The following is a 25,191-nucleotide window of genomic DNA, read 5'->3' as shown; positions in this document are numbered from 1 at the left end:
GGCTTTTTAAAAAAACAAAACTTGTGTGTTTTTATTTACATACAGTCTGTTTGATGTTTGCTTCAACAGTCACGCGACGGTTAGGTTGCAAACATTCAATTAATGCTTTTCTATCTTTTATACCATCACAAACCACCACTGGCACTGACTCTCCGCGACCTGTAGCACTAATGATATCGGCATTTACACCTTGAGAAGCAAGATACTCAGCTACTTGTTTAGCACGGCGTTCTGATAATTTTTGATTATATTCAAATGAACCTAAAAGATCTGTATGCCCAGTTACGATAACATTTGTAATAGCAGGATTAGCTTTAATTTTTTCTGCAGCTAAATTTAATTCTGCTTTACCTTCATCTCTAATGATTGCTTTATCAAAACCAAACAATTTTTCTGCATCAATCGTTACAGTGTCAAGCTTCTCTTCGCAAACAGGTGCTGGTGCTGGTGCTGGCTCGGCAACTGGAATTGGCGCTGGTTCTGGTGCTGCCTCAGCTAATACTGCTGCTGGCGCGCCAAAGCGAACAAAGCCGCCTAAACTCAAGATATTATTACCAATAGTTTCAGTTCTAGAGTCTGTAGCAGCTGCATTGAGTACCTTTGCTCGACTAATTTGATGTCTTAAATCAGCTTGAAAACCAAAGTTTTCAGTTATTAAGTATTGTGCACCGAGGCCTAGACTTGCTAACCAAGAAGTTTTATCAGCATCACGCGGGGAATAATCTAAGTCATTTTTTGCAATACCAAGACCTGCTAATAAGAATGGGCGAAATTTATCTCTACTCAACATGTACAATGCATCCAGTTCTAGCGTAGTATTTTTGTATTCTCCACTCGTACTACCAAGGTTTGATTCATCTGCTTCAGAATATCCAAAACGTCCTTGCAAGTCCCAGCTTTTGCTTAACTCTTTACCAATTGTGATATAAGGACCTGCTCCACCGCCAGCGTCAATATCATTGTCTGTATCCATTCCAGATATACCTGCCCCACCGTACCAAGCTCCACGGTACATATCTTCTGCAACCGCCGAGAATGTTGTAAGGGTTAGTGTTGCTAATACCGCAAGACCAATTAGCTTTTTATTCATCTGTTAACTCCTGTAATTAGCTGCTGATGCAGCATTTAAAAAAAATCTTACCAAAACTATACTTAATTCAAGTTTAATTTGCAACGCCAAGGACTTTTATTTCATTTGGCACTACTTTAGTGTTGTAGTTTAACAACAGGTTTTTAATTTCAATTATCTCGTCTAGAATCAGCACAGAATCTCTGTTTCGATGCAGGCACACTCCACCTCGCACACCAATAAAACTGGGCTTTAATGCCAGCAATACAGTAATGTGTGTTTTATTCAATGATCCTGCCAAGCCGGATACAAGCCCATGCTCTTGACAAAAAAGAACGAATGTTTTAAGCATATCCATCGATTGCAGCTCTATCAATGTCGATTCTTTGAATTGCGTATCTAACATCACACCATGGACTCCAGCCTCTTTTAAACGAGTGATTAAATGAAAGTCCACTTCGAAATTGGCAAAGAAAACAACTACAATTTTGATACCTTGTGAAGTAATTTGCTTTAATCTCGTAAAAAAGTCAGCCTGTTGAAATAATTGACTAACCGCTATTTTTACAATATCAACACCCAAACGGATATACAGCATTACGTCTTCTAATAATGCATCAATCGTTTCATGCGCCTCACCGACCGTCGCACTAAGCGTAACACTGCGATTCACATGGCTAGCAATCTGATTCACAATATCCGGGGCCAATGCCCCTAATGCACCAACGCTAGGATCCTTTAAATCAATTACATCCACCTTAGCATACTTTGCTATCCTACACTCTTCTAAATTTTTAACGCTTATTAACAATTTAGTCATGGGTTATTTTCTTGATAGTATTGCTTAATTTTTTCGTTCAACCAACTCCATGCGGTTACTTCTCGATCACCCGCTGTTTTATCAATGGCTATTTGCAAGTAACGAAGCTCTGATTGAATTTTTTCTGGCGGTAGAAAATGCAAACGGCTAGTAAGCACTGCTAGCTCAATCACAGCTGCTTGCGCGCGATTAAATCCTTTAAATCCATGATAATGATACGATTCAAGTTGTTGCATGAGTAATTGCGGCCGCTCATCATCCTCGCGCACATCAATTAATGTCAATTCAACATGTGCCAAACAGTTGTCTAGCCTGAATCCTTCAATTGCATTAGTCGGCAATAATGTCCAAGGTTGTCTTTTGGTTAAAGCGCCAGCAAACACGCGTACATCATCAGTTAAATTCATTGTTGCCGTCTTTGTTGCCAAGATATTCGTTAATGTTTTTGATGGTTTATAGGGTGAAATAACCACTAAATCATCTTCATATTTCACCCCAAATGGCGTTACATGAGGGTTATTATTGACATCAGTGCTAATAATAATTGTCTCGTATATCATTTATTTTTCTGCTTTTTTTCAGCTAAAGACGCTTCTCGGTGTTGTTTCTTGTTTTGGCTATTACTCGGAAAATCAATGCCCCAGCTTAACTCTTCATCTTGGACATATCGTTTTTTGAGTTGCCAAGCAATTTGGGCACGTCCTAGTTCAACCCCTAGATAAAACGCATGAGAAGCGTCTTCTTCTACGCCTAACTTGGGATAAAAAACAAATGGATCAATTGCCAGTTGATGTCCTTCTCGATTAAAAACATGTACACCCGCCTCACTAACCATGATTCTAAAACTAGGGTCTTTTATTTGCGCTGCAATATCATCAATTTCCGGCACACTATATGGAAAAGGTTTTCTATCATGCAAGCCTAGCAAACGGTTACTATAACCGCGTGGCAAGCGATTATCTTGTTTTGCACGATACATCACTCGGCGTGCAGCATCGGCTTCTGCGATAGCATTGACGGCATGTGGACTCACCGATGTGGCTAATACTGCATTGACATTCATTTCACTAATCAATCCAAATAATAAAGCATTAATGCCCGTGGTATCGGCATCGGTAAGCTCCGTTAAATTACCTACACCCATCATGATGGCAATATGAGGATATTTTTTTCGAAGTTTATGATAGCGCACGATAGAATCTGAGAATCCAAAATGAATCGGATCAAGAATCGCATCTGCAATAAATGGCTTGTTTTTGTTCAAGCAATAATCAATAGAACGATATAAGGAAGCCATATTACCCGGCTTAGCAGGAATCAAAATCGGTGTAGCGGCCACTTCATCGGCAATCCATAACGTTTTTTCTGAAAGGCTTAGTAAATAATCGGCCCCTGCGTTACCTGCCAATAGTAGCTCATCTGATTGTATGGAATCTACGCTCACTTTAAAGCCATTGCTTTTCAGCAATTGAATTGCCTCTGCTAAGTGATTGAACGGTCGATTAGGCAAACAACCCAAATCAATAACATTCGCACCTTGCGCTTTGTAATGCTCAGCCTTAGCCAAAATAGCATCTAAACTCAAGTCTGGCGCATCCACAATTTCCGCAAATATTTCCACACTGTGTTGGCTTAAATCTGGGGCCATACCTTGCTGTCCAAAATATTGTGGCAAATCTTTCAAATCGTCAGGGCCACGTTCCGCAGGAATGCCGTATTGCCTATGCAATAAACTCAAATCTCCTTGACATAAGCCAGGCAAAATCATTTTGTTTGCACTACCAACATTCTTTAAGCGTTTAGCAATCAGCTCAGGAGTCATTAATGCGGCAACCGAGACGCCAATCTGCTCTATACGGTATTTAAATTGCGGTGTTTTGCTAGTCGATTGGATATGACGCAGCACCTTATCTAAGCTTTTTTCTGCTAGCTTGCCTGTTACAAAAAGTAAGTCTTCGGTCTTCATTGATATGCCGATTAATGATTAGCCAATTGTCGTTTGAGTGCGATTTTTAACTCAGCAATACTAGCCACAATTTCCGTCGCCTCAAATTGCGCTAACTTCTTGACATTATCCAAATCGATTTGGCGCGGATACACCATCACCATATTATCTTTAGGTGCTTCAGACTCTAGCTCTGGTCCTGTATCGCAAGCGAATACAATGCTTGGCACTCTTGTTTTCCCTGCTTGCGCATATAAATTACTCACCAAGCTATCAGAAAGACCATACGCCATCTTGGCAATGGTATTGGAGGTAACTGGTGCAATCACTAAAGTATGATACAAACCCTCATAAAAAAACTCTACTGGCACACTACTCGCTGTTTTATCTTGGAAAATACGGTGTCCCATTGCTTCTAATTGTGACTGAAATCCATATTGTTTAATAATTTCGGCTGCTGCTCGACTGAGAAAGACATCAACTTCTTCAAGAGAGGATAGTTGCTGCAAAACTTCACGTAAATAGTGGCCAGAACCGGTAATTGCCCACGCTAATCGTTTGTTTTTTTCTTTCAAAGTTAACCTTTACGTTTTCTGATAAGCGAAATGGTGCTTATCGAATTAAGCTTAAAAATCAATATGATCCGAATGATTCAAATAACAATTGGGATTTAAATTAAAAAAATAGGCCGCGGTATTAACGGCGACCTAGTATATTAATAGCAACTCACTAGCTAAATGGATGTTCGATTACAATCGTTTCATCACGCTCAGGTCCTGTCGAAACAATTGCAATCGGCACACCACAAACTGCTTCTAAACGCTTCAAGTAATGTTGAGCATTTTTAGGTAAGCCATCCCATGTCTTAACACCAAAAGTACTTTCCGTCCAACCGGATATCGTTTCGTATACAGGTACACAACCTTCGACATCATCCGCACCAACAGGCAATAAGTCAATTTTTTCACCATTAAGCACATAGCCCGTACAAATATTAATTTCTTCGATGCCATCCATTACGTCGAGTTTGGTAATACATAAGCCTGTTAATCCATTAATCATGGCTGAACGACGCAAGGCGGCTGCATCAAACCAACCGCAACGACGTTTACGCTTAGTCACAGTACCAATCTCTTGCCCGACAACAGACATTTGTGTGCCTGGCGCACCTTCTGTATCAATATCCAATTCACTTGGAAATGGGCCGCCACCAACGCGCGTAGTGTAGGCTTTAGTAATGCCCAGCACATAATGTAACATGTTCGCACCAACACCTGTACCGCCAGAAGCTTGACCAGCAATACAATTGCTAGAAGTAACATAAGGATAAGTACCATGATCAATATCGAGTAATGTCCCTTGAGCACCTTCAAATAATAAACGGTCGCCTCTTTCATAAGCGCCATATAGTTCAGCTGAGATATCAGCAACCATTGGCTTCAATGCTTTTGCATGTTGCATACTTAATGCCAACTGCTCATCAAAATCGACCGGGGCTGCATCAAGGTAGTTGGTCAATACAAAATTATGATAATCCATCACTTCTTTTAATTTTTCAGCGAATCGGTCAGGATAAAACAAATCGTATACGCGCAACGCACGGCGCGCAACTTTATCCTCGTAGGTAGGGCCAATACCTTTGCCTGTGGTACCAATTTTCTTATCGGCACTACGTTTAGCTTCACGCGCTACATCAATAGCAACATGGCAACTTAAAATTAAAGGGCAACCAGGGCTGACTTTTAAACGACTTTTGACTTCTAAGCCATCTTTTTCTAATGTCTCTATTTCTTTAAGTAAGTGCCCTACATCTAAAACGACACCATTACCAATATAGCAATTCACGCCTGCACGAACGATACCTGAAGGAACAAGATTCAACTTATATACACGTTGCTCTGTACCCTGTCCAACAACCAGTGTGTGTCCAGCGTTATGTCCACCTTGGAAACGAACCACACCTTGCGCTTGGTCGGTTAGCCAGTCAACAATTTTACCCTTACCTTCATCGCCCCATTGCGTACCAACAACAACGACGTTTTTCCCTGCATTTTTAACTGTATTATTTACCATGATTTACTATTTTAATTAAGTGTTAGTCAGCCAATGGCAACACTTGCCACTCACCATTATTGTGTTTCAATTCTCTATCACAGTTTAGTTCTGCGTAACTAGTATGTCCATTTGGTAATGCTTGAACCACAATATGACCCTTGTTACGTAAATCCTCGATTTTGGCTTTTAGCAATGGGTCATCACCAACTGGTGCCAATATACCTTTTTTTAACTCGTTGGCTTGCAAGGCAGTCACAACGCCGCGCAAATCCAAACTAAAGCCAGTAGCAGGTCTGGCCCGACCAAAAGCAATACCCACTTCATCGTAACGACCTCCCAGCGCTAATGGTCCCGCATAGTTCTGTGCATATGCTGCAAACACTAGGCCACTATGATAGTGATAGCCACGGAGCTCGCTCAAATCAAACCCAATCACTAAATCCAAATCTTTTAATTGCTCAGCAACCGCTAACAAATCGTCAAGCGCGGTTGAGATATTTGGTAATGCTGGCAACATATGTTTAGCTTTCGCCAACACAGTTGCATCACCATTTAAATCTGTTAAGTCTATTAATGCTTGCTTGATTGATGCATCTAAGCCATCTGCTAAGCGAGCGACGCATGTTTTATCTTTACTAAGGAGGGCCGCATGCAATTCGTTTTCTAAAGATTGATTGATATTACCAGCCTCAATCAAACTTTCAAAAACACCAACATGACTAAAGTCAACATGTAACTGGGTAATTCCTATCGATTGGAGCGCTTGAATCATCAGACGCTGAATTTCAACATCACTTTCTACACCAGCATGACCAAAGAGCTCTGCGCCAACTTGCAAAGGCTCGCGCGTACGGGCGAGTCCACTAGGCTTTGTTCGCAATACGGTACCAGCATAACAAAGCCGAGAAACACCTTGATGGTTAAGCATATGCGCATCTATACGCGCTGCTTGTGGTGTCGTATCGGCACGAATACCCATCATTCGTCCTGTTAGCTGATCAACCACTTTAAAGGTGGCGGTATCTAAATTACTTCCTGTGCCCGTTATTAAAGATTCCACATATTCTAAAGTTGGTGGAATAACATATTGATAACCATGTACATGAAATAAATCTAGCAACTGACGACGCAAAGACTCTATACGGAAAGCCTCTACAGGCATAATGTCTTCAATAAATTCTGGAAGTAACCAATTTCGCATGCGCGTATTATACTGGTAAACGAGCTAAAAAACGCATAACAAAAGTGGTATTAAGCCTTATTTAAAAAGAGTAGCAATAAGCCTGCAGCGATTGAAATCACTCCCACAAAGCGTAGTTGTCCATCTTTTAATGCAATCATGCGCTTAAATGTTTCGCGCCAAGCCTGCGGTGCAATCAAAGGCAACAAGCCTTCAATCACGAGCATTAAACCAAGCGCGGCAATTAATGTAGCGTTCATAGCAATGCGTTTATGACGCTCATTTTAACTATTTTTTACCATCTGCTGCGCGCAAATATTTAAAGAAATCAGAGCTTGGATCTAACACCATCATATCTGTTTTATTCTTAAAGCTATTTTTATACGCCTCAGTACTACGATAGAACGCATAAAACTCTGGACTTTTACCATAGGCTTTAGCATAGATTTCAGTTGCAATCGCATCGCCCTCACCCTTTGTGTTTTGTGCGTCACGGAATGCTTCTGCAATAATCACTTCTCTTTGCTTGTCTGCATCAGCGCGAATTTTTTCAGACGCTGCAGCACCCTCTGAACGAAGTTGATTAGCAATTCTTTTACGTTCAGACGTCATACGATCAAACACTGATTTGCTGATTTCTTCTGAATAATCTACACGTTTTAATCGTACATCAACGATTTTAATACCAATTTGACTGGCTTCTTTATCTGCCTTTTCACGCAAATTATCCATGATAGCTGTACGTTCACCAGCAATAACATCACGTACCGTACGCACACCAAACTCGGCTCGCAAGCCGGCATTGATCACCTTAGCAAGCCTATCCTCTGCCGCCGCTTCACCACCCTCTTTAATAGAGACATAATATTTAGCTGGATCAACAATACGCCATTTAACGAAGGAATCAACCAACATATATTTATTTTCACTGGTGATATACTTGGCCGCCTCTTCTCCATCGAGTGTCAAAATACGATTATCAAAGTATTTAACGCTCTCTACAAAAGGCAATTTAAAATAAAGTCCAGGTTCTTTTTTGACTTTAACAATTTCTCCCAAGCGAAACACCAAAGCATGCTCACGCTGGTCAACAGTAAAGGCAGTCATGCTCAGCAAAACAACTAAAATAAAACCACCTAGAATCACTACGCCAAAATTTTTCATCTTAATTACCTTCTCTTTCACGACTACGCTCTAATGCACGCTCGGCAATTATCGCTTCTGCACTTCTTTCACTCGCCGCACTGGCTGAAGACTGCGATGTGCTTCTATTGGCCGGCTGCGCTTCACTAGCTTGCATTAATTTATCTAGCGGTAAATAAAGCAAACTGCCGCCTTTTTTCTGATCAACAATGACTTTGCTAACGTTAGATAAAATTTGCTCTTGCGCTTCAATGAATAAACGCTGGCGTGTTACTTCTGGCGCCTTTACATATTCAGCATAAATTCTTTCAAAACGGTTCGCATTACCCTTTGCTTCGCTTTCAACTTTTAATTTGTATCCATCCGCTTCGGCAATCAAACGTGCTGCATTACCACGCGCTTTTGGTACAACTGCATTCGCATAGGCTTCACCTTCATTAATTTGACGCTGATAATCTTGGTTAGCTCGGTTAACATCTTCAAAAGCTTCTTGCACTGGCTCTGGTGGCAATGCAGCTTGCAAAGAAACGCTGGTAATATTGACCCCTGTTTTATAGAAATCTAACAAGCTTTGCATTTGCTGTGAGGTGTCTTGCAAGCCTTTTTGCAGAAGATCATCTAGTTTATTTTTACCCACCACTTCTCGAATAGCAGTTTCTGCAACAGACATCACTGAACCGTCTGTCGATCGGTTATTAAATAAATAATCTTTTGCATTTTTAAGGTTATATTGCACTGCAAATTGTAAATCGATTATATTCTCATCTTCTGTAAGCATTAATGCTTCTGCTGCGACCTTAGTCTTATTGCCATTAGCACCACTTCTATACCCCACTTCTAAACGACGCACTTGTTCCATATTGACAACCGTTACTGTTTCAATCGGATATGGCAAATGCCATCTTGGGCCTGGTTCTGTTGATTCAATGTATTGACCAAATCGCTGCTTTACGCCTAAAGAACCTTGGTCAACTATGTAGAAACCTGTTGCCAGCCAAATGACCAATATTAAAATGATAATTGGGAAAATCGGTAAGTTAATGGGTTCACTATTTTTAGGTGGGGTATTGCCTTTTCCACCACCTTTACCAAATAGATTATTAATCTTTTGGTTTAAGTCGCGAAAGACTTCATCTAAGTCCGGTGGTCCTTCGTTATTGCGTTGTGCCCAAGCGGGAAGTTTCATTTTTTACTCCAAATTACTGATGTTATTGTTCAATCGTTGCTATCGTCTTTAGGCATAAGCCGTTTTTTCTGTGCTTAACTTTTTCAAATGCGCGTGATGTTCTTGCAGTGCCAATCGAATATAATCCAGACCATCACCCGTTTTTGCGGAAACGCGTATACGATTTATTCTACCATACTCATCACGATCGAATCCTGGCTCACAGTCCAATCGATCAATCTGATTAAGTATCAACACTTGCTGCACTTTGTCCGCGTCAATATCCTGTAATACTTTATTAACCTGTGCAACCTGGGCCTCTCGATTACTGCTTGCCATATCAACCACATGAAAGAGCAAATCAGCTTGCGCCGCCTCTTCCAATGTAGCGCCAAACGCCTCAATTAAAGTAGTTGGCAGATGCTTAATAAAACCAACGGTGTCAGACAGCACAACTGGGACAGATCCATAGCCTTCAAGTTCCGGCAAATGCATTTTTCTCGATGTAGTATCCAAGGTAGCGAACAGCTGATCAGCCGCATAAATATCGGCGCGAGTTAAACGATTAAATAAAGTAGATTTTCCAGCATTGGTATAACCAACTAAAGAAACGGCCATTAAATTAGAACGTTTGCGCGCGCGACGCTGCATACCACGCTGAGACTTGAGTTTGGACAGTTTTTCACGCAATTGTTTGATGCGCACGCGCAATTGCCTTCTATCAAGCTCTAATTGCGTTTCACCTGGTCCGCCACGTACACCAATACCACCTTTTTGCCGTTCTAAATGGGTCCAGCCCTTTACTAGCCTAGTAGAAAGATGTTCTAACTGTGCCAATTCAACCTGTAACTTACCTTCGTGACTTTGCGCACGCTGCGCGAAAATATCCAGAATGAGGCCAGTTCTATCAACGACACGTGCATCTAAGAGACGCTCTAAGTTGCGTTGTTGCGATGGGCTTAAATCATGGTTGAAAGCAACAAGCTTAGTTTCACTGGCTTCAAGCATCGCCTTAAGATCGTCAGCTTTACCAGAGCCAATAAAAAGTTTGGCATCTGGCACGTTTCGCTTACCTTCAACAGTTCCAGTGACGCTCAGACCCGCTGTGGTCACTAGCTGTCTTAACTCGTATAAGCTTTCTTCGTAATCGGGCTCATTAAAATCGATACTAACCAGAATGACCGCATCTGTACTTTTCGGCCGTTCAAGCATGCGGATACTTTATTATCAAATTATGCTTCTTCCGAATCTGGGATATTAATTGCCACAGCACGCGCAGGTACTATGGTAGAAATTGCATGTTTATAGACCATTTGTATGACTGTATTTTTTAACAAAATAACGTATTGATCAAACGAATCTACTTGCCCTTGTAGCTTAATACCATTGACTAGATAGATAGAAACTTGCACATGCTCTTTTCTCAGTGCATTTAAAAATGGGTCTTGTAGCATTTGGCCTTTATGTGTCATCGGTTACTCCTTGTAGTTTTAATAAATTGGAGATAGCTCTTTTTATGAATTATCTGTCACGATAAGACTATCATTGCGCTTTTTTGTTCTAATTTCAAGAGCAAAAAATATTTTTATTACAAATAAGATTTCATTCTTTTTAAAACCTCTTGCTTGCCTAAAATTGCCATCACTTGATCAATGCTTGGTGACTGCGCAATACCGGCTACCATTACGCGTAATGGCATTGCTACCCTAGGAAATTTGAGTTCATTTTCTTTAACAACCATATTAATCGCCTCTTGAATCAGCTCTGCTGTCCAATCAACATTAGCTAATCTTTGATACAACACTTGCAACACTGGCTTAATATCATCAGTGATGTGCTTTTCAACATCAAGAATGTTGGCTTGTGGTTCTTTATAAAAATAGGCAATGTCTGTTGCCAATTGGTTCAAATTATTTGAACGCTCACGATACAGTGCTAACACAGTATTAATGGACGGGGCAGGTTGAACCAATACGTTCTGCTTAGCTAATCTTTTGGTAATGTCTTTTGCTAGCATTGATAAATCTGCTGTTTTAATATAATGTGCATTCAACCAATTCAGCTTTTCGGTATTAAATTGTGCTGCCGAAGGTGTAATGTGGTCTAAATCAAACCAATGGCAAAATTGCGCCATATCAAATACTTCATCGTTGCCGTGACTCCAGCCCAAGCGAGCCAAATAATTTAGCACGGCCTCTGGCAAATAGCCATCTTCATGATATTGCATCACACTCACAGCACCATGGCGCTTAGATAACTTTTGTCCATCATCGCCCAAAATCATCGATAAATGGGCATATTGTGGAACGTTAGCCCCCAGCGCTTTTAAGAGATTAATCTGACGCGGTGTGTTATTGACATGATCATCACCACGAATCACATGGGTAATTCCCATCTCCCAATCATCAACCACAACGCAAAAATTATAAGTGGGTGTACCATCACCGCGCGCAATGATGAGATCATCCAGTTCAGCATTGGCAATTTCTATGCTGCCTTTAACCATATCATGCCAAGCAACCACGCCTTCTTTTGGATTTTTAAAACGAATAACAGGCTTCACATCAGGCGGCAATTCAGGCAATACTTTACCTATTTCTGGTCGCCACTTACCATCATATCTTGGCTTAACACCAGCTTGCATTTGTTGCTCACGTAAAGCATCCAACTCTGCTTTGGTGCTATAGCAGTAATAGGCATGACCAGCTGTTAGTAACATTTGCAAATGCTTTTTATACGTGTCCATTCGCTGCATTTGATAAAAAGGCCCTTCATCATGCGACAGCCCTAACCACGCCATGCCATCTAAAATAGCTTGCACCGCTTCAGGCGTACTGCGCTCAACGTCCGTATCTTCAATTCGCAATATAAACTGACCGCCATGCTTTTTGGCATAGGCCCAAGAAAAAAGCGCCGTGCGAGCACCGCCTATATGTAGAAATCCAGTTGGGCTAGGTGCAAATCGAGTTATTACTGTCATTATATGAATGCTAAAAATGGTAAAGCGCCATTCTAACACGTAAGCATCGATGTGCTGATGCTGTAAAAAAAGCAAACTTGATTACACAAAAGATGAATATTATTACTATTCAATGGTTTATTGTTGTCGATTAAATTAACTTATGATATATAAGTAAACAGTTGTTATTTGATTGGGTGAATGTTGCAACCCCTGAAGCTGGAGGAAAATGATGAGCGTACACACTGGAGAAGTCTATGGCAAAAAAACATCATCAAATAAAGTCGTGATGTATAACGTGCTTAAAGTGAGCAGACACTCAATTACGCTGCAAAATATTGATAATCCATTAAGTTTATTTGAAACAACCATGCAAAAGCTGACAAGCGCTGGCTATGTGCGGGTCAGCCAAACGCCTTATATTGACTTAACTAAATCTAATAGCAAAAAACGCAAATCGGCTCGCAAACCAACGCGCTGTCCATTAACCTTAGATTTTTTAGAAGACCGTGCAGATAGTGAACGCCCGGCGCCTGTATTGCCAGATTTATTCAGCCAGCCTGAACTTCAACAATATTAATCTGTTGGTGGCCCACCAACCAAATCATGTCCTTCAACCGCTAAAATCTGTACATCGACAAAATCACCAGGCTGTAAACCTTCAGCATCTTGCACATAAACAATCCCATCAATTTCAGGTGCATCTGCCTTAGTTCGCCCAAGTGCAATAATGTTGTCGTCGCTGTCTGTGGTTAACTCATCAATTAATACAGTTTGTTTTGTACCAACTTTACGCTGTAATTTTGCGCTGCTGATGCGCTCTTGCACAGCCATAAACCGACTTAATCTTTCTTGCTTTATTTCATCTGGCACTTGATCAGGTAATGCATTCGCTTTGGCGCCATCGACAGCTGAATAAGCAAAACAACCAACTCTGTCCAATTGCGCTTCTTCTAAGAAATCAAGTAGCATCTTAAAATCGTCCTCTGTTTCACCGGGGAATCCGGCAATAAAGGTAGACCGTACGGTGATATCTGGACAAAGTTGACGCCAAGCTTTAATACGCGCTAAATTATTTTCACTACTGGCCGGACGCTTCATGCTTTTTAAAATTCGTGGGCTGGCATGCTGAAAAGGCACATCTAAGTAAGGTAAAATCAAGCCGTCTGCCATTAGTGGAATCACATCATCCACATGCGGATATGGATATACATAGTGTAAACGAACCCATATACCAAGCTCACTTAAGGCCTGACTGAGTTCTGTCATATGCGTTTTTATTGGGCGACCATTCCAAAAACCTTTACGAAACTTCATATCAACACCATAGGCTGATGTATCTTGTGAAATCACTAAAATCTCAGAAACACCTGCATTAACCAGATTCTCCGCTTCATTGAGCACATCGCCAATAGGACGGCTGACTAAATCACCGCGCATGCTTGGAATAATACAAAAGCTGCAGCGATGATTACAGCCTTCTGAAATTTTTAAATAGGCATAATGTTGCGGCGTTAAGCGCACGCCCTGGGGAGGCACCAAATCAGTGTAAGGATCATGTGGTTTTGGTGAGTTTGCGTGTACAGCCGCCATTACTTCTTCTAAAGCATGGGGCCCTGTTACAGCTAAAACACTCGGATGTGCAGTTTCGACCACCCCTTTTTTCGCCCCTAAACAACCTGTAACAATGACCTTGCCATTTTTTTTAATCGCTTCTCCAATCGCATCTAGCGACTCTTCTACTGCACTATCAATAAAACCACAGGTGTTCACAACGACTAAATCTGAATCTTCGTAGCTATTACTAATTGCATAGCCTTCAGCTCGCAACTGCGTCAAGATACGCTCAGCATCTGATCCAGCCTTAGGGCAGCCAAGGGAAACAAATCCTACTTTTGGAATATTCGTTTTCATAAACTCATTATCAATGTAAAAAATAGCCGATTAAGGCAATAGAACTAACGCCTAGCGTTATTAGCAGCAATTGCGATATTGTTGCTTTTAACTCTGTGCGCCTATGCAAACTAGGAATTAAATCTGCAACAGCCACATACAACATGCTCGCAGCCGCAATCCCCAATACAAATGGCACTAAACTTTGCATTTGCTGCAAAGCATAATAAGCGGCAAGCCCGCCTATCATGGTAGCAAAACTAGAAACCAAATTAAAAAGATAAGCCTGTTTTTTACTATAGCCAGAATGCAATAAAATAAAGAAATCACCTACCTCTTGTGGAATTTCGTGTGCCACAATAGCAACGGCGGTCACAATACCAATTCTGACATCAACCATAAACGCAGAAGCAATCAAAATACCATCAACAAAATTATGAAAAGTATCCCCTATCATAATCATCATGCCGCTACGTCCAAAATCATGCTCATGAATGTGGGTGTACTTTGCTGTAATTGCAGGTTTTTTCTGCGTTGCTGGCTTAAACTTAATCGTTGAATCAGATGATGTCGCAGGTTGATTATCAGGGCAATTCTGCTCAGTATGCACTGCGTGTACTTCACAATGGTCACCATGACAATGGCGCCAAATGACTAGTTTTTCTAAGGCAAAAAACAATAAAATACCAAACAATACGGTTGTCGTCATGACTTTAGGAGAGCTAGCTTCTTCTATAGCATGCGGTAAAATTTCCAAAAAAACTGCCCCTAGCATTGCGCCAATTGCATAGCTGATCAACATAGGCACACGCACTTTATTGACATTTAAAGCCACTAAGGCAGCGCCAGTCACACTCAGCATGCCACCAAGCAAGCTAAACAACACAATCCACGTTAGTATGGAAAAATCAGGAATCATCATTAAAGGACTATTTTTTCAATAAGTTGCGTATTATAGACCAGTCAGTAAGTAGCAACTAAGTTGTTTTTACTTTAGCCAAATCAGTGTCGCCATGCGGCCAGTCGCGCCATCTCTTCTGTAAGAAAAAAATCTGGATGCGTCGGTATGGGTACATAAGCCTCCACCATTAATTTGTGTCACGCCAGCGTTATTAAGACGTTGTCTGGCAAGCTGATATAAATCTGCTAAATATCGGTTGCCATACACTTTAAAAGCGCTCGCCGCTTGCTGATCTTTTTCAATAAATTGTGCACGCACCTCTACACCCACTTCAAATGCATCTGGCCCAATCGCAGGTCCCAGCCATGCCATTAGCGCATCACTATTCACAGCCATTGCTTCAATGGTTGCCTCAATCACACCATCACATAAGCCACGCCAGCCTGCATGTATGGCACTCACTATCGTGCCTTGTCGATTACAGAGCAATATCGGTAAACAATCTGCTGTCATGGTGACGCATACGATGTCTTTTTGCGTAGTTAATGCAGCGTCTGCTGACTCTATACAACTGCTTTTGGCTGCATCTAATACTCGAATACCATGTACTTGATTCATCCAGACGGGTTCTGTTGGCACGCAGGAGGCGAGCAACTGACGATTGATTGCTACATGATGCGGGTCGTCATTGACATGATCACCAAGATTGAGACTGTCATAGGGAGCAGAGCTCACGCCACCTAAGCGAGTCGTTTGGATTGCACAAACATTGCTAGGTGCTGGCCATTCGGGAAAAATAAAGGATTGTGCCAATCCTTTATTCATCTTCTAAATCCTCATGATCTTCTAAATCCTCATCATCTTCTAAATCATCCGCTTCGCCCTCTATATCATCATCCCAGTCATCCTCACCAATATACAAACCATTTTCATCCACAGCGAGATCAAAACCACCTTCCCATTCTGGTGCATCTTCATGTCGCATGGCTTCTAGCAAGGCTTTCATATCGTCTGCTAATTCTATCTGCCACTCCATAAACGTGTTGGTTGTTGGGTGGATCAGGCCCAATTTAATCGCATGCAATGCTTGACGCTCAAAGTTTGCAGTCGCGTCCCTGAGCACCTCGGACATTTTTTTATGCGGAATGATATTGCCAATACCATACTGCGGATCGCCCACTATTGGTGATTTTAGAAATTGCATATGGACACGGATTTGATGCGTGCGCCCTGTCTCTAAACGACAGCGCATATAAGTATTTGTACCAAAACGCTCCAGCACTTCATAATGGGTAATAGCTGGCTTACCTGTACGAAGTACAGACATTTTCGTTCTCGCATGAGGATGGCGACCAATCGGCTGATCCACCGTGCCATTTCGCCATACTTGACCCCATACAATAGCCCTATACTCACGTTTGACGGTACGCGCTTGCAATTGTCTAACCAAACTTGTCTGGGCCTCAAGCGTTTTAGCAACAACGAGTAAGCCACTCGTTTCTTTATCTAATCGATGCACAATGCCACAACGCGGCACATCTGATAAAGCAGGAAGATGATACAAGAGTGCATTAAGTAAAGTACCACTCCAATTGCCTGCTGCGGGATGAACAACTAAGCCAGCAGGCTTATTAATTACCAATAAAGCCTCATCTTCGTAAACAATATCTAAGGGGATATTTTCTGATTTAAATGCATTCTCTTCTAAATTTAGTGGCGGATTAATCTCAACTTTTTCGCCACCCCATACTTTGGTTTTTGCAGATACGTTGGATCCATCAAGTGTAACCAAGCCTTCTTTTATCCAAGTTTGTAAGCGACTTCTGGAATGTTCAGGCAGCAGATGCTGCAAAGCCAAATCGATACGCTGACCACCTAGATGTTGAGGAATAATCAATAATTGGGTTGTACTTTGTGTCATTTTTAGATGTTTGTGTTGGTTCAGTTGTAGATAGCTTACGTTATAATAGCGCAAACATAATTTGGCAGATGCACTTGTGAAACGTATTTTACCGCTTATTCAATTTTTATTTTTAGCTTTATTGTTCAGCTCACTAATGAGTGGATGTGCGATATTTGGCACACCTACCGCATTAGATGAAACGAAAGGCTGGCCAGCAGAACGTATTTACGAAGCAGGCGCGCTTGCAATGTCAAATAAAGATTATGAAAAAGCATTAGGTTATTTTAAAAAGCTAGAATCTCGATTTCCACATGGAAAATATGCAACCCAAGCAAAACTAGAGATTATCTATGCCAACTATAAAAAAAGTGATCCTGTTAGCACTCTCGTCGCTGCGGATAGATTCATTAAACTACATCCCAATCATCCGAATGTTGATTATGCCTATTATCTCAAAGGCTTAGCTACTTTCAATGAAAGGGGTATTATTGAAAAGTTAACTAAGCAAAATATTAATGACCGCGATCCAAAAGCACTAAAATTATCTTTTGCTGCATTTAAAGATCTGACTGAACGTTATCCAAATAGTCGCTATCACAAAGATGCTACTCAACGCATGGTCTATATTGTGAATACATTAGCACAACATGAAATGCACGTTGCGCGTTATTACATGAATCGCGAGGCTTACTTGGCAGCACTGAATCGTGCCAAATATGTATTAGAGTATTACCCAAAATCTGAAGCTGTGGAGGATGCACTGGTGATGATGGTAAGCGCTTATGACTATATGGGCTTAACGGATTTAAAAGAAGATGCTGTCCGCGTATTAAAAACCAACTATCCAGAAAATCCTTTACTTACAGGCAATCTCGTTCAGGAAGAGCGTGTATGGTGGAAGTTCTGGGACAGTTTGTAACGCACCAATCAAGCATTGAATGACAACTACATGGCTTATCTTTTTTTGTTATCTTGATCTTTTTTAGACCTTAGTTCCGCACGTCGCTCTGTCTTACGACGACGCATGGTCACAATGCCTTCACTCGATTTTCGCTTTTCTTTATCTGCATAGGGGTTATCTCCTTGCTTAAACTGAACCCTTAGTGGTGTGCCAATTAGTTGGAACGTCTTACGAAAAACACCTTCCAGAAAACGTTTGTAACTTTCTTTGACCCCACTAATATGTGAGCCATGCACAACAACAATCGGTGGATTTACCCCGCCTTGATGTGCATAACGTAATTTCGGTCGAATGCCTTTGCTAATCGGTGGCTGGTGTTGTGCCACCGCATCAGCCAACACTCTTGTTAACTGCGGTGTTGGTAGGTTAGCAAAAGCCGCTTTAAATGCACCATCAATTGAATGAAACAATTCAGGCAAGCCTTTTTTGCGTAAAGCAGAGATATAGTGAAACTTAGCAAAATCCAAAAATACTAACTTTCGATCAATTTCTTTCTTAATCCAATCACGCTCATCTTCTTGCAAACCATCCCACTTATTGATTGCCACAACCAAAGCACGACCCGCATCTAGAATGTAAGCTGCTACATGGGCATCTTGCTCGGTAATACCCTCTTGTGCATCAACAACTAAGATTGCGACATTGGCATTTTCAATCGCTTGCATGGTTTTTACAACTGAAAATTTCTCGACCGCTTCAAATACACGGCCACGCTTACGCACACCTGCTGTATCAATAATTGTGTAGATTTTACCTTCACGCTCTAGGTCAACATAGATAGAATCGCGTGTTGTGCCTGCCTCATCGAATGCAATCATGCGGTCTTCACCTAACAAGGCATTCACTAAAGTTGACTTTCCAACATTCGGACGCCCAACAATCGCAATTTTAGGTATATCTTTTTGCTTTGATTCTTCTGCCTCTGGTGCCGGAAAGTTTTCTAGCGCCAGCTCTATTAAATCCTTTACACCTTCGCCATGCGCGGATGAAATAGCGAGTGGGTCACCCAAACCTAATGCATAAAAGTCAGCGCTAACGACTGCCTTTTGCATACCTTCTGTTTTATTGACAACCAATAGGACGGGACGTTGTGATTTTCTGAGTTTATCTGCAATGGTATACTCTTCCGGCGTTAATCCTGCACGTGCATCTACAAGAAAAAGAACCAAATCAGCCTCGTCAATTGCTAATAAAGTTTGGCGGGCCATTTCTTTCAGAATGCCCGTTTCAGCCGTTGGTTCAAATCCACCGGTGTCGATTACCAAATAAGGCTGACTTGCTCCTATACCACGGCCATAATGTCGATCTCGAGTTAAACCGGGCAGATCAGCCACGAGCGCGTCACGACTTTTGGTTAGTCGATTAAATAAAGTAGATTTGCCGACATTTGGTCGACCCACTAGTACAATGGTAGGTAACATGATTATTGTGACTTAGGTAGCGTAATACCCGGTCCACCATTGCCTTCTTGTATGTCTGGGAATAAAAGCGGTTTTTGTTCTTGAAATAAAATACTACGCGATGGCTCGTTACTGCTTTCGCTTTCTTCTAAGTCTGGTTGTTTATCGTCAGCTAAGATCTCATCATTTTCTTCAATAATAGATAGTGGTGTCGGCTCACTGGTCTTATCAGATAGCGGCGCTACTGGCTCTTTTATACTGACAGCATATAAACCACCATTACGAGTAGCAACAATAACCTGTGAAGGCTCATTGCCTATGATGAGTGACATGACAGCTTGATTGCCTAATTGAATGCGCGACACAAACTGACCATTTTCTGGACTCATAAAGTGGACGTACCCTTCCAAATCACCCACAGCAACGACATTTTTCAGTACTACCGGTGTTGTTAAACGCCTATTTAGTAAATCTCCTTGCCGCCAAAACGTTTTTCCTGTTGTGTAATCCAGTGAATAAAAAGAACCTAAAGCATGAGAAACATACAACTGTTCGCCACCAAGTGCCATACCAGTATAACTAGAGATCTCTCTGTTCCAGACAACCTGACCAGTACGTCTATCTACAGCCGCAATTCGACCTTGATAAGCAACCGCATATACAACAGGTCCATCAACGATTGGTAAACTGGTGATATCCGCAATGCGTTCAATTTCTGTCACGCCTTTTGGCGTTGCAACAGTTGCCTCCCATAATAATTGACCGCTTTCTGCGTTAAGCGCAATCATTTTACCACCTGCAAAACCCGCATACACAGCACCACCATCGATAACAATACCTGCACTACTTCTTAGACTGAGTGCCGGCACTTTTCTGGTATAAACCCACTTACGTACGCCATCCGCTGCATCTAAACCATATATTTGATTATCACCAGAGCGCACTATCACTTTTCCATCAAAATAACGTGGTGCACTTAATACTTCGCTTGACACATGTGATGTCCAAAGTAGCTTGCCCGTCACATCGTAGGCCAAGACATTACCTCTGCTAGTACCAACCATAACCAAGCCACCACCAGCACCAACACCACCACTAATTGGTTCAGGCGCCACTACACGCCACTCTTGTTTACCATTATCTGCGTTTAATTTGCTTATCTCGCCTTTGGTATTAACAGCATACACGTAGCCTGCCTGCAATGCGGGGATGTAATCATAACGATCGGTTTCACCAATTTGAACTGTCCAATCCACGCGTGCAGGATAAGTGGCAGTGAACTCTACCAGTTCAGCTGGCATTTCCAATGGTTCACGGCCAAACAGCTTATCTGCCATCTCTAACCTGAGCTCGGTTAATGCGCCACACCCAGTGAGCAAAAACAGGCTAAAAACAAGACAATACTTTAATAAATCACGCATCATACAAGGCTCATTAGCTACCTAGTGACTGAAGCTTTTGCTTTGTAAGCATGTAAAAACGTCCTTCTGAGTCCAAATTAGCGATGGCAGCTGTATATCTTTCTTTCGCTTCCACTATTTTTCCTTGCGCAAGTAAAACATCTCCTAGCAAGTCATCTTTTAGACCAATGTATCCTGCATCAATCTCAGCTGAAAGTACTTTTTCAGCCCCTGCATAATCTTTATCTGCTAACAACACTCTTGCTAGTTGTAAACTTGCAACCGCTTTGATTGACGTTTCTGTTGCATTGACTACGGCCCACTCAAGTTGCGATTTCGCTCCTTTAATATCGCCACCAATATATTGGCTTCTTGCTTGCAAAACAGCCGCTCTGCCAGCATAGGGCGTACCTGCATAATCTGTGGTTAATTGATGAGAAAGTGCTTTAATATCGTCTACCTTGCTAGGATCAAGCTCTCCCAAAGACTGATATATTTCAGAAGCTTCTACTGCTTTTTTATGTTGAACATATTGGTACCCTTGCCATGAAGCATAGATAATCAGCGCTAACAAAACAAGGCTGATCGTCATTTTTCCATACTTATTCCACCACAACTTAAGTTCGTCTAACTGTTCTTGATCATCTAAATCTAATGCCATTATTTATCCTAAAATACTTACCCTAAAAACCATTAATCACTAGTAACCAGTCTATGCTGCCCAGGAATTGCTTTTAATAATGCTTTTGTATAATCTTGCTGAGGTGACTGATAGATAGTATTAACATCACCTTGCTCAACTATTTTGCCTTTGTTCATTACCACAATTTGATCAGCGACATGTCTGACTACGCGCAAATCATGGGTGATAAAAATATAACTCAGTCCCATTTCTTTTTGTAAGCTTTTCAGCAATAACAAAATTTGCGCTTGAACTGATACATCCAAAGCAGAGACAGGCTCATCACAGACAACTATTTCTGGCTCAAGTATCAAAGCACGAGCAATACCAATCCGCTGTCGTTGCCCACCAGAAAACTGGTGCGGGTACTTGCTCACATCACCGGCGTCCAACCCAACTCTATGCAACATCTGCTGCACTTTTTGTAATCGCTCATTCACGTTACCCAAGCCGTGCACAAGTAAACCTTCTGCAACAATATCACCTACGCGCATCCGTGGATTAAGTGAGGCAAAAGGATCCTGAAACACCATTTGTAAGTTTTTACGTACTTGACGCAAACCCTTAGCATCCAATTGACCGAGTGATTGACCGTGAAACAACACATCACCACTATCAAAAGGATGCAATTGTAACAGACATCGCGCTAAAGTAGACTTGCCACTTCCAGATTCACCAACAATAGCCAGTGTAGAGCCTTTTTTTAAGCGAATACTCACATCATCTAATGCTTTAATAGTTGTCTGTTCAAAGCCAAAGTTACCAGTGCGCTGTTTATAGGATTTTACCAAATGCCGCGCTTCAAGAATGACTGTTGCTTCTTGCATTATTGAGCCACCTCACCTGTCTTTAGCCAAGCATAATCGATTGGTTTTAATGTTTTTTTGCCTTCTAAGTCCGGCACACAATTTAATAAGGCTTGTGTATAAGGATGTTGAGGGTTTTCTAACACTTGTTGTTTAGTCCCCGCCTCTACAATTTCGCCCTTGAACATCACAATCACATCATCAGCAATATCAGACACCACACCAAAATCGTGTGTGATAAATAACATTGCCATTTTCATACGGGTTTTTAACTCATCTAATAGTTTCAGAATTTGTGCCTGTACTGTCACATCTAAAGCGGTGGTTGGCTCATCTGCTATTAGCAAAGCTGGCTCACAAGCAATACTAATTGCCACCATGACGCGTTGTCGTTGCCCACCAGACAGCTCATCTGGATAGCTATGAGCGCGCTCCGCCGGAATACCAACTTGTAAAAGTAGCTTTTCAATTCTTAACTTAAGTGCATCGCCTTTTAAATTTAAATGCGCTTTAAGCACTTCACCAATTTGAAAGCCTACTGTTAATACTGGATTAAGCGAAGTCATTGGCTCTTGAAAAATCATGCCAATTTGTGCACCCCGGATTTTTTGCATCGCTTTATTATCTAGCTTGGTAATGTCTTGACCATTAAAAAATACTTGGCCCGATGCGGCAAGTTGATTAGAAAGTAGCCCCATAATGGTAAGTGCTGTTAAACTTTTACCACTGCCAGATTCACCCACAATGCAGGTTGTTTTTCCAGCAGACAATTTAAACGAAGTATCCTTGACTAACACGCGTGAAGGATCTTTTTTTAAGGTGACATTTAAATGTGCTATGTTTAAAATTTCGGTCATTGGATGATTATCTTATGTATTTAGGCAAACGTTATTCAATGTTATAGACAACCGTCACAACAACGCGAGCCACCTTATCTATTGTCGTCTTATCATAAACGCCACCATATTGACTGTCACTATCATTCAAACCTCCAACAGGTAGAATATAAAAAGCCCCTTGGCTTGCAGACTTCATTACACCGACACTTGCGCCATCTTGCTTGACAAATTCTGTCGCACGCTCACGTGCATTTTTAGTTGCATCAGCAATTAATGACATTTTAATTTTTTCTAAATGACTGACCAAATATTGAGGCGGATAAGCCATTACAGGATGATTCTGTGCCCTTAATTGTAAAAATGCTTTATTCGCCTTTTGAATTTTATCCAAATCTTTTGTCACTATTCTGATAGTTTGATAGCCTTCGAATCCTTTTTGCACTTGTCTATAGTTATCCCCAACAACAACCTCTTCATAATGCGGGCCTAACGTTTCTACATCTACATCCCAGGCTTCTTTTGTAAAACCTTGCTTTTCTAAGAAACCTTCAACCACTTCTCTTGTTTTTGCAACCTCTTGCAAAGCATCTGATTGTGTGGGACTTGCCACTGCAATATGAATGGTCCATTCAGCAGTGTCTGCGCTAATCGGTTTTTCTGCCAATCCTTTGACTGTAATACTTTGCTGGCCCATCACTGCACGTTTAGTTTGCACACCTAAAATAAAAGCTGCACTTGCCATGCCAATTGCTAACAATAAGCCTAGCACAGTCATTGCATTGAAGAAGCTTTTGTTTTCTGTCATATCTTAATCTTAATTTTTTCAACAACTTGATCGAGTTGACAACGTTGTTGCTCACCTTGTTCTAATAATGGTTTTAACGAAATCTCATTTGAAGCCATTTCATCGTCACCCAAAATAGCGGCATAGCGTGCACCACTTCTATCTGCCCTCTTCATTTGCGTCTTAAAACTACCGCCGCCAGCATGCTGTACAACAGACAGCCCTGCGCTTCGTAAAGTTTCAGCTATGTTAAACGCTTTTGATTCTGCTAATTCGCCAACATTCACTAAATAAAGATCAGGTACATTATTGGCTGTTACGCCATATTGTTGCATCAATAAAAATACCCGCTCTAATCCTATTGCAAATCCACATGCAGGTGTTGGCTTACCACCAAGCTTTTCAACCAAAGTATCATACCGTCCACCACCGGCAATCGTGCCTTGCGCACCCAGTTTTGTTGTGATCCACTCAAATACGGTGCGGTTGTAATAATCCAAACCACGTACCAACCGATGATTCACGACATAGGCAACACCAGCCTCTGTTAATAGCTGACAAAGCTTGTCAAAGTGCGTTTTACTAACATCACCTAAACAATCCATCAGCCTTGGCGCGGCTTCGCAAATAGCTTGCATACGTGGATTTTTAGTATCAAGAATTCTTAATGGATTTGTATATAAACGCCGCTTTGCCTCTTCATCTAATAAATCAGCATGCTGTTCAAAATAAGCAATCAACGCTTGCCGATAAACAGACCGCTCTTCAGCATCGCCAATACTATTAATTTGCAACTCAACATCGTTAATGCCTAATTCACGCCATAAACGCGCCAATAGCACAATTTGTTCTGCATCGACATCAGGTCCATCAAAGCCAAACGCTTCACAACCAACTTGATGAAATTGCCGCTGACGACCTTTTTGTACATTTTCATGTCTAAACATGGGGCCGATATACCATAGTCGTTGAGGTCCATTATAGGTGAGATTTTGCTCAATAACCGCACGCACACAACCCGCCGTTCCTTCTGGTCGCAATACTAGTTTGTCACCATTTAATTTATCTTCCCATGCATACATTTCTTTTTCAACAATGTCGGTATGCTCTCCAACGCTGCGTACAAAAAGCTCTGTTGGCTCAACTAAAGGCATCCGAATATTGTGATACCCATATTGGGTAAGCACATGACGTGCAATATCTTCTAATTTAAACCAAAGCGGCGTCGCTTCAGGCAAAATATCGTAGAACCCTTTAATCGATTGAAATTGGTTTTTTTGACTCAT

The 25,191-nt window shown here is 41.4% G+C and carries 26 protein-coding genes; 2 read left to right on the top strand and 24 right to left on the bottom strand.

Features of this window, described 5'->3' with window-relative positions:
- Positions 1-31 precede the first annotated feature (31 nt).
- From KFB94_09450 to gltX, 13 genes are all read right to left on the bottom strand, one after another.
- Complete coding sequence (locus KFB94_09450) at positions 32-1,090, bottom strand: OmpA family protein (protein QVL45438.1); 1,059 nt, start codon at positions 1,088-1,090, stop codon at positions 32-34.
- Positions 1,091-1,163: 73 nt separating this feature from the next.
- Positions 1,164-1,889, bottom strand: a complete 726-nt coding sequence (locus KFB94_09445; GenBank protein QVL45437.1) for a hypothetical protein — start codon at positions 1,887-1,889, stop codon at positions 1,164-1,166.
- Entirely contained in the window at positions 1,886-2,449 is a 564-nt protein-coding gene (locus KFB94_09440) for a DUF447 family protein (protein QVL45436.1), read from the bottom strand. The genes KFB94_09445 and KFB94_09440 overlap by 4 nt, the downstream gene beginning before the upstream one ends.
- Positions 2,446-3,855, bottom strand: a complete 1,410-nt coding sequence (locus tag KFB94_09435; GenBank protein QVL45435.1) for a dihydropteroate synthase — start codon at positions 3,853-3,855, stop codon at positions 2,446-2,448. Before KFB94_09435 ends, KFB94_09440 begins: the two co-directional genes overlap by 4 nt.
- Before the next feature lie 11 nt (positions 3,856-3,866).
- Entirely contained in the window at positions 3,867-4,409 is a 543-nt protein-coding gene (locus KFB94_09430) for a flavoprotein (GenBank protein QVL45434.1), read from the bottom strand.
- 154 nt (positions 4,410-4,563) lie between these two features.
- A complete protein-coding gene (locus KFB94_09425; protein ID QVL45433.1) occupies positions 4,564-5,907 on the bottom strand; it encodes an adenylosuccinate synthase in 1,344 nt (447 codons plus the stop codon).
- Between the two features lie 22 nt (positions 5,908-5,929).
- Positions 5,930-7,090: an ATP phosphoribosyltransferase regulatory subunit gene (locus tag KFB94_09420; GenBank protein ID QVL45432.1), complete on the bottom strand. Its 1,161-nt coding sequence runs from the start codon at positions 7,088-7,090 to the stop codon at positions 5,930-5,932.
- A gap of 50 nt (positions 7,091-7,140) precedes the next feature.
- Complete coding sequence (locus KFB94_09415) at positions 7,141-7,329, bottom strand: DUF2065 domain-containing protein (GenBank protein QVL45431.1); 189 nt, start codon at positions 7,327-7,329, stop codon at positions 7,141-7,143.
- A 28-nt stretch (positions 7,330-7,357) separates the two neighbouring features.
- Positions 7,358-8,233, bottom strand: a complete 876-nt coding sequence (gene hflC / locus KFB94_09410) for a protease modulator HflC (GenBank protein ID QVL45430.1) — start codon at positions 8,231-8,233, stop codon at positions 7,358-7,360.
- A 1-nt stretch (position 8,234) separates the two neighbouring features.
- Positions 8,235-9,398, bottom strand: a complete 1,164-nt coding sequence (hflK, locus tag KFB94_09405) for an FtsH protease activity modulator HflK (protein ID QVL45429.1) — start codon at positions 9,396-9,398, stop codon at positions 8,235-8,237.
- A gap of 48 nt (positions 9,399-9,446) precedes the next feature.
- The gene (hflX, locus tag KFB94_09400) at positions 9,447-10,589 is read right to left on the bottom strand and encodes a GTPase HflX (protein ID QVL45428.1); all 1,143 of its coding nucleotides are present in this window, start codon (positions 10,587-10,589) and stop codon (positions 9,447-9,449) included.
- A gap of 20 nt (positions 10,590-10,609) precedes the next feature.
- Positions 10,610-10,849 carry an RNA chaperone Hfq gene (gene hfq, locus KFB94_09395; protein ID QVL45427.1) on the bottom strand — a complete coding sequence of 80 codons (240 nt, stop codon included), beginning with the start codon at positions 10,847-10,849 and terminating at the stop codon, positions 10,610-10,612.
- 116 nt (positions 10,850-10,965) lie between these two features.
- Complete coding sequence (gltX, locus tag KFB94_09390; protein QVL45426.1) at positions 10,966-12,357, bottom strand: glutamate--tRNA ligase; 1,392 nt, start codon at positions 12,355-12,357, stop codon at positions 10,966-10,968.
- A gap of 211 nt (positions 12,358-12,568) precedes the next feature.
- Between gltX and KFB94_09385 the strand changes: the two genes are divergently transcribed.
- On the top strand, positions 12,569-12,916 hold the full coding sequence (locus KFB94_09385; GenBank protein QVL46658.1) for a hypothetical protein: 348 nt from the start codon (positions 12,569-12,571) through the stop codon (positions 12,914-12,916).
- Here KFB94_09385 and rimO read toward each other — a convergent pair.
- From rimO to rluD, 4 genes are all read right to left on the bottom strand, one after another.
- On the bottom strand, positions 12,913-14,250 hold the full coding sequence (gene rimO / locus KFB94_09380; protein ID QVL45425.1) for a 30S ribosomal protein S12 methylthiotransferase RimO: 1,338 nt from the start codon (positions 14,248-14,250) through the stop codon (positions 12,913-12,915). The genes KFB94_09385 and rimO overlap by 4 nt on opposite strands.
- Before the next feature lie 10 nt (positions 14,251-14,260).
- On the bottom strand, positions 14,261-15,151 hold the full coding sequence (locus KFB94_09375; protein QVL45424.1) for a ZIP family metal transporter: 891 nt from the start codon (positions 15,149-15,151) through the stop codon (positions 14,261-14,263).
- Between the two features lie 66 nt (positions 15,152-15,217).
- On the bottom strand, positions 15,218-15,955 hold the full coding sequence (gene pgeF, locus KFB94_09370; protein QVL45423.1) for a peptidoglycan editing factor PgeF: 738 nt from the start codon (positions 15,953-15,955) through the stop codon (positions 15,218-15,220).
- Positions 15,948-17,051 (bottom strand): 23S rRNA pseudouridine(1911/1915/1917) synthase RluD, encoded by a 1,104-nt coding sequence (gene rluD, locus KFB94_09365; GenBank protein QVL45422.1) that lies wholly within the window; start codon positions 17,049-17,051, stop codon positions 15,948-15,950. The genes pgeF and rluD overlap by 8 nt, the downstream gene beginning before the upstream one ends.
- Positions 17,052-17,127: 76 nt before the next feature.
- Here rluD and KFB94_09360 point away from each other — a divergent pair, with 76 nt between their 5' ends.
- Positions 17,128-17,952, top strand: coding sequence for an outer membrane protein assembly factor BamD (locus KFB94_09360; protein QVL46657.1), 825 nt, complete (start codon positions 17,128-17,130; stop codon positions 17,950-17,952).
- A gap of 35 nt (positions 17,953-17,987) precedes the next feature.
- On the opposite strand, the gene der is transcribed toward KFB94_09360, so the two are convergent.
- The 7 genes from der to hisS are packed head-to-tail and all read right to left on the bottom strand — an operon-like array spanning position 17,988 to position 25,191.
- Positions 17,988-19,415, bottom strand: coding sequence for a ribosome biogenesis GTPase Der (der, locus tag KFB94_09355; GenBank protein QVL45421.1), 1,428 nt, complete (start codon positions 19,413-19,415; stop codon positions 17,988-17,990).
- A gap of 2 nt (positions 19,416-19,417) precedes the next feature.
- Positions 19,418-20,818, bottom strand: a complete 1,401-nt coding sequence (gene bamB, locus KFB94_09350; protein ID QVL45420.1) for an outer membrane protein assembly factor BamB — start codon at positions 20,816-20,818, stop codon at positions 19,418-19,420.
- Positions 20,819-20,828: 10 nt separating this feature from the next.
- Positions 20,829-21,455, bottom strand: a complete 627-nt coding sequence (locus tag KFB94_09345) for a tetratricopeptide repeat protein (GenBank protein QVL45419.1) — start codon at positions 21,453-21,455, stop codon at positions 20,829-20,831.
- A gap of 32 nt (positions 21,456-21,487) precedes the next feature.
- Positions 21,488-22,303: an ABC transporter ATP-binding protein gene (locus KFB94_09340; protein ID QVL45418.1), complete on the bottom strand. Its 816-nt coding sequence runs from the start codon at positions 22,301-22,303 to the stop codon at positions 21,488-21,490.
- The gene (locus KFB94_09335) at positions 22,303-23,139 is read right to left on the bottom strand and encodes an ABC transporter ATP-binding protein (GenBank protein QVL45417.1); all 837 of its coding nucleotides are present in this window, start codon (positions 23,137-23,139) and stop codon (positions 22,303-22,305) included. The genes KFB94_09340 and KFB94_09335 overlap by 1 nt, the downstream gene beginning before the upstream one ends.
- A gap of 31 nt (positions 23,140-23,170) precedes the next feature.
- Complete coding sequence (locus KFB94_09330) at positions 23,171-23,926, bottom strand: SIMPL domain-containing protein (GenBank protein ID QVL45416.1); 756 nt, start codon at positions 23,924-23,926, stop codon at positions 23,171-23,173.
- Positions 23,923-25,191 (bottom strand): histidine--tRNA ligase, encoded by a 1,269-nt coding sequence (gene hisS / locus KFB94_09325; GenBank protein QVL45415.1) that lies wholly within the window; start codon positions 25,189-25,191, stop codon positions 23,923-23,925. Before hisS ends, KFB94_09330 begins: the two co-directional genes overlap by 4 nt.

The organism is Methylophilaceae bacterium (assembly GCA_018398995.1).
Classification (GTDB): domain Bacteria; phylum Pseudomonadota; class Gammaproteobacteria; order Burkholderiales; family Methylophilaceae.
Note: the sequence above shows the minus strand (reverse complement) of the source record. Positions and strands in the feature narration are given on the sequence as shown.

Excerpts from the sequence above, each read along its gene's own strand:
- rimO (QVL45425.1), bottom strand. The coding sequence starts at position 14,250 with ATGAAAACGAATATTCCAAAAGTAGGATTTGTTTCCCTTGGCTGCCCT.
- KFB94_09425 (QVL45433.1), bottom strand. The coding sequence starts at position 5,907 with ATGGTAAATAATACAGTTAAAAATGCAGGGAAAAACGTCGTTGTTGTT.
- KFB94_09420 (QVL45432.1), bottom strand. The coding sequence starts at position 7,090 with ATGCGAAATTGGTTACTTCCAGAATTTATTGAAGACATTATGCCTGTA.
- KFB94_09385 (QVL46658.1), top strand. The coding sequence starts at position 12,569 with ATGAGCGTACACACTGGAGAAGTCTATGGCAAAAAAACATCATCAAAT.
- KFB94_09345 (QVL45419.1), bottom strand. The coding sequence starts at position 21,455 with ATGGCATTAGATTTAGATGATCAAGAACAGTTAGACGAACTTAAGTTG.
- KFB94_09435 (QVL45435.1), bottom strand. The coding sequence starts at position 3,855 with ATGAAGACCGAAGACTTACTTTTTGTAACAGGCAAGCTAGCAGAAAAA.
- KFB94_09450 (QVL45438.1), bottom strand. The coding sequence starts at position 1,090 with ATGAATAAAAAGCTAATTGGTCTTGCGGTATTAGCAACACTAACCCTT.
- hflX (QVL45428.1), bottom strand. The coding sequence starts at position 10,589 with ATGCTTGAACGGCCGAAAAGTACAGATGCGGTCATTCTGGTTAGTATC.
- KFB94_09375 (QVL45424.1), bottom strand. The coding sequence starts at position 15,151 with ATGATGATTCCTGATTTTTCCATACTAACGTGGATTGTGTTGTTTAGC.
- KFB94_09335 (QVL45417.1), bottom strand. The coding sequence starts at position 23,139 with ATGACCGAAATTTTAAACATAGCACATTTAAATGTCACCTTAAAAAAA.
- hfq (QVL45427.1), bottom strand. The coding sequence starts at position 10,849 with ATGACACATAAAGGCCAAATGCTACAAGACCCATTTTTAAATGCACTG.
- KFB94_09440 (QVL45436.1), bottom strand. The coding sequence starts at position 2,449 with ATGATATACGAGACAATTATTATTAGCACTGATGTCAATAATAACCCT.
- bamB (QVL45420.1), bottom strand. The coding sequence starts at position 20,818 with ATGATGCGTGATTTATTAAAGTATTGTCTTGTTTTTAGCCTGTTTTTG.
- KFB94_09415 (QVL45431.1), bottom strand. The coding sequence starts at position 7,329 with ATGAACGCTACATTAATTGCCGCGCTTGGTTTAATGCTCGTGATTGAA.
- hisS (QVL45415.1), bottom strand. The coding sequence starts at position 25,191 with ATGAGTCAAAAAAACCAATTTCAATCGATTAAAGGGTTCTACGATATT.
- KFB94_09330 (QVL45416.1), bottom strand. The coding sequence starts at position 23,926 with ATGACAGAAAACAAAAGCTTCTTCAATGCAATGACTGTGCTAGGCTTA.
- KFB94_09340 (QVL45418.1), bottom strand. The coding sequence starts at position 22,303 with ATGCAAGAAGCAACAGTCATTCTTGAAGCGCGGCATTTGGTAAAATCC.
- der (QVL45421.1), bottom strand. The coding sequence starts at position 19,415 with ATGTTACCTACCATTGTACTAGTGGGTCGACCAAATGTCGGCAAATCT.
- hflC (QVL45430.1), bottom strand. The coding sequence starts at position 8,233 with ATGAAAAATTTTGGCGTAGTGATTCTAGGTGGTTTTATTTTAGTTGTT.
- hflK (QVL45429.1), bottom strand. The coding sequence starts at position 9,398 with ATGAAACTTCCCGCTTGGGCACAACGCAATAACGAAGGACCACCGGAC.
- rluD (QVL45422.1), bottom strand. The coding sequence starts at position 17,051 with ATGACACAAAGTACAACCCAATTATTGATTATTCCTCAACATCTAGGT.
- gltX (QVL45426.1), bottom strand. The coding sequence starts at position 12,357 with ATGACAGTAATAACTCGATTTGCACCTAGCCCAACTGGATTTCTACAT.
- pgeF (QVL45423.1), bottom strand. The coding sequence starts at position 15,955 with ATGAATAAAGGATTGGCACAATCCTTTATTTTTCCCGAATGGCCAGCA.
- KFB94_09445 (QVL45437.1), bottom strand. The coding sequence starts at position 1,889 with ATGACTAAATTGTTAATAAGCGTTAAAAATTTAGAAGAGTGTAGGATA.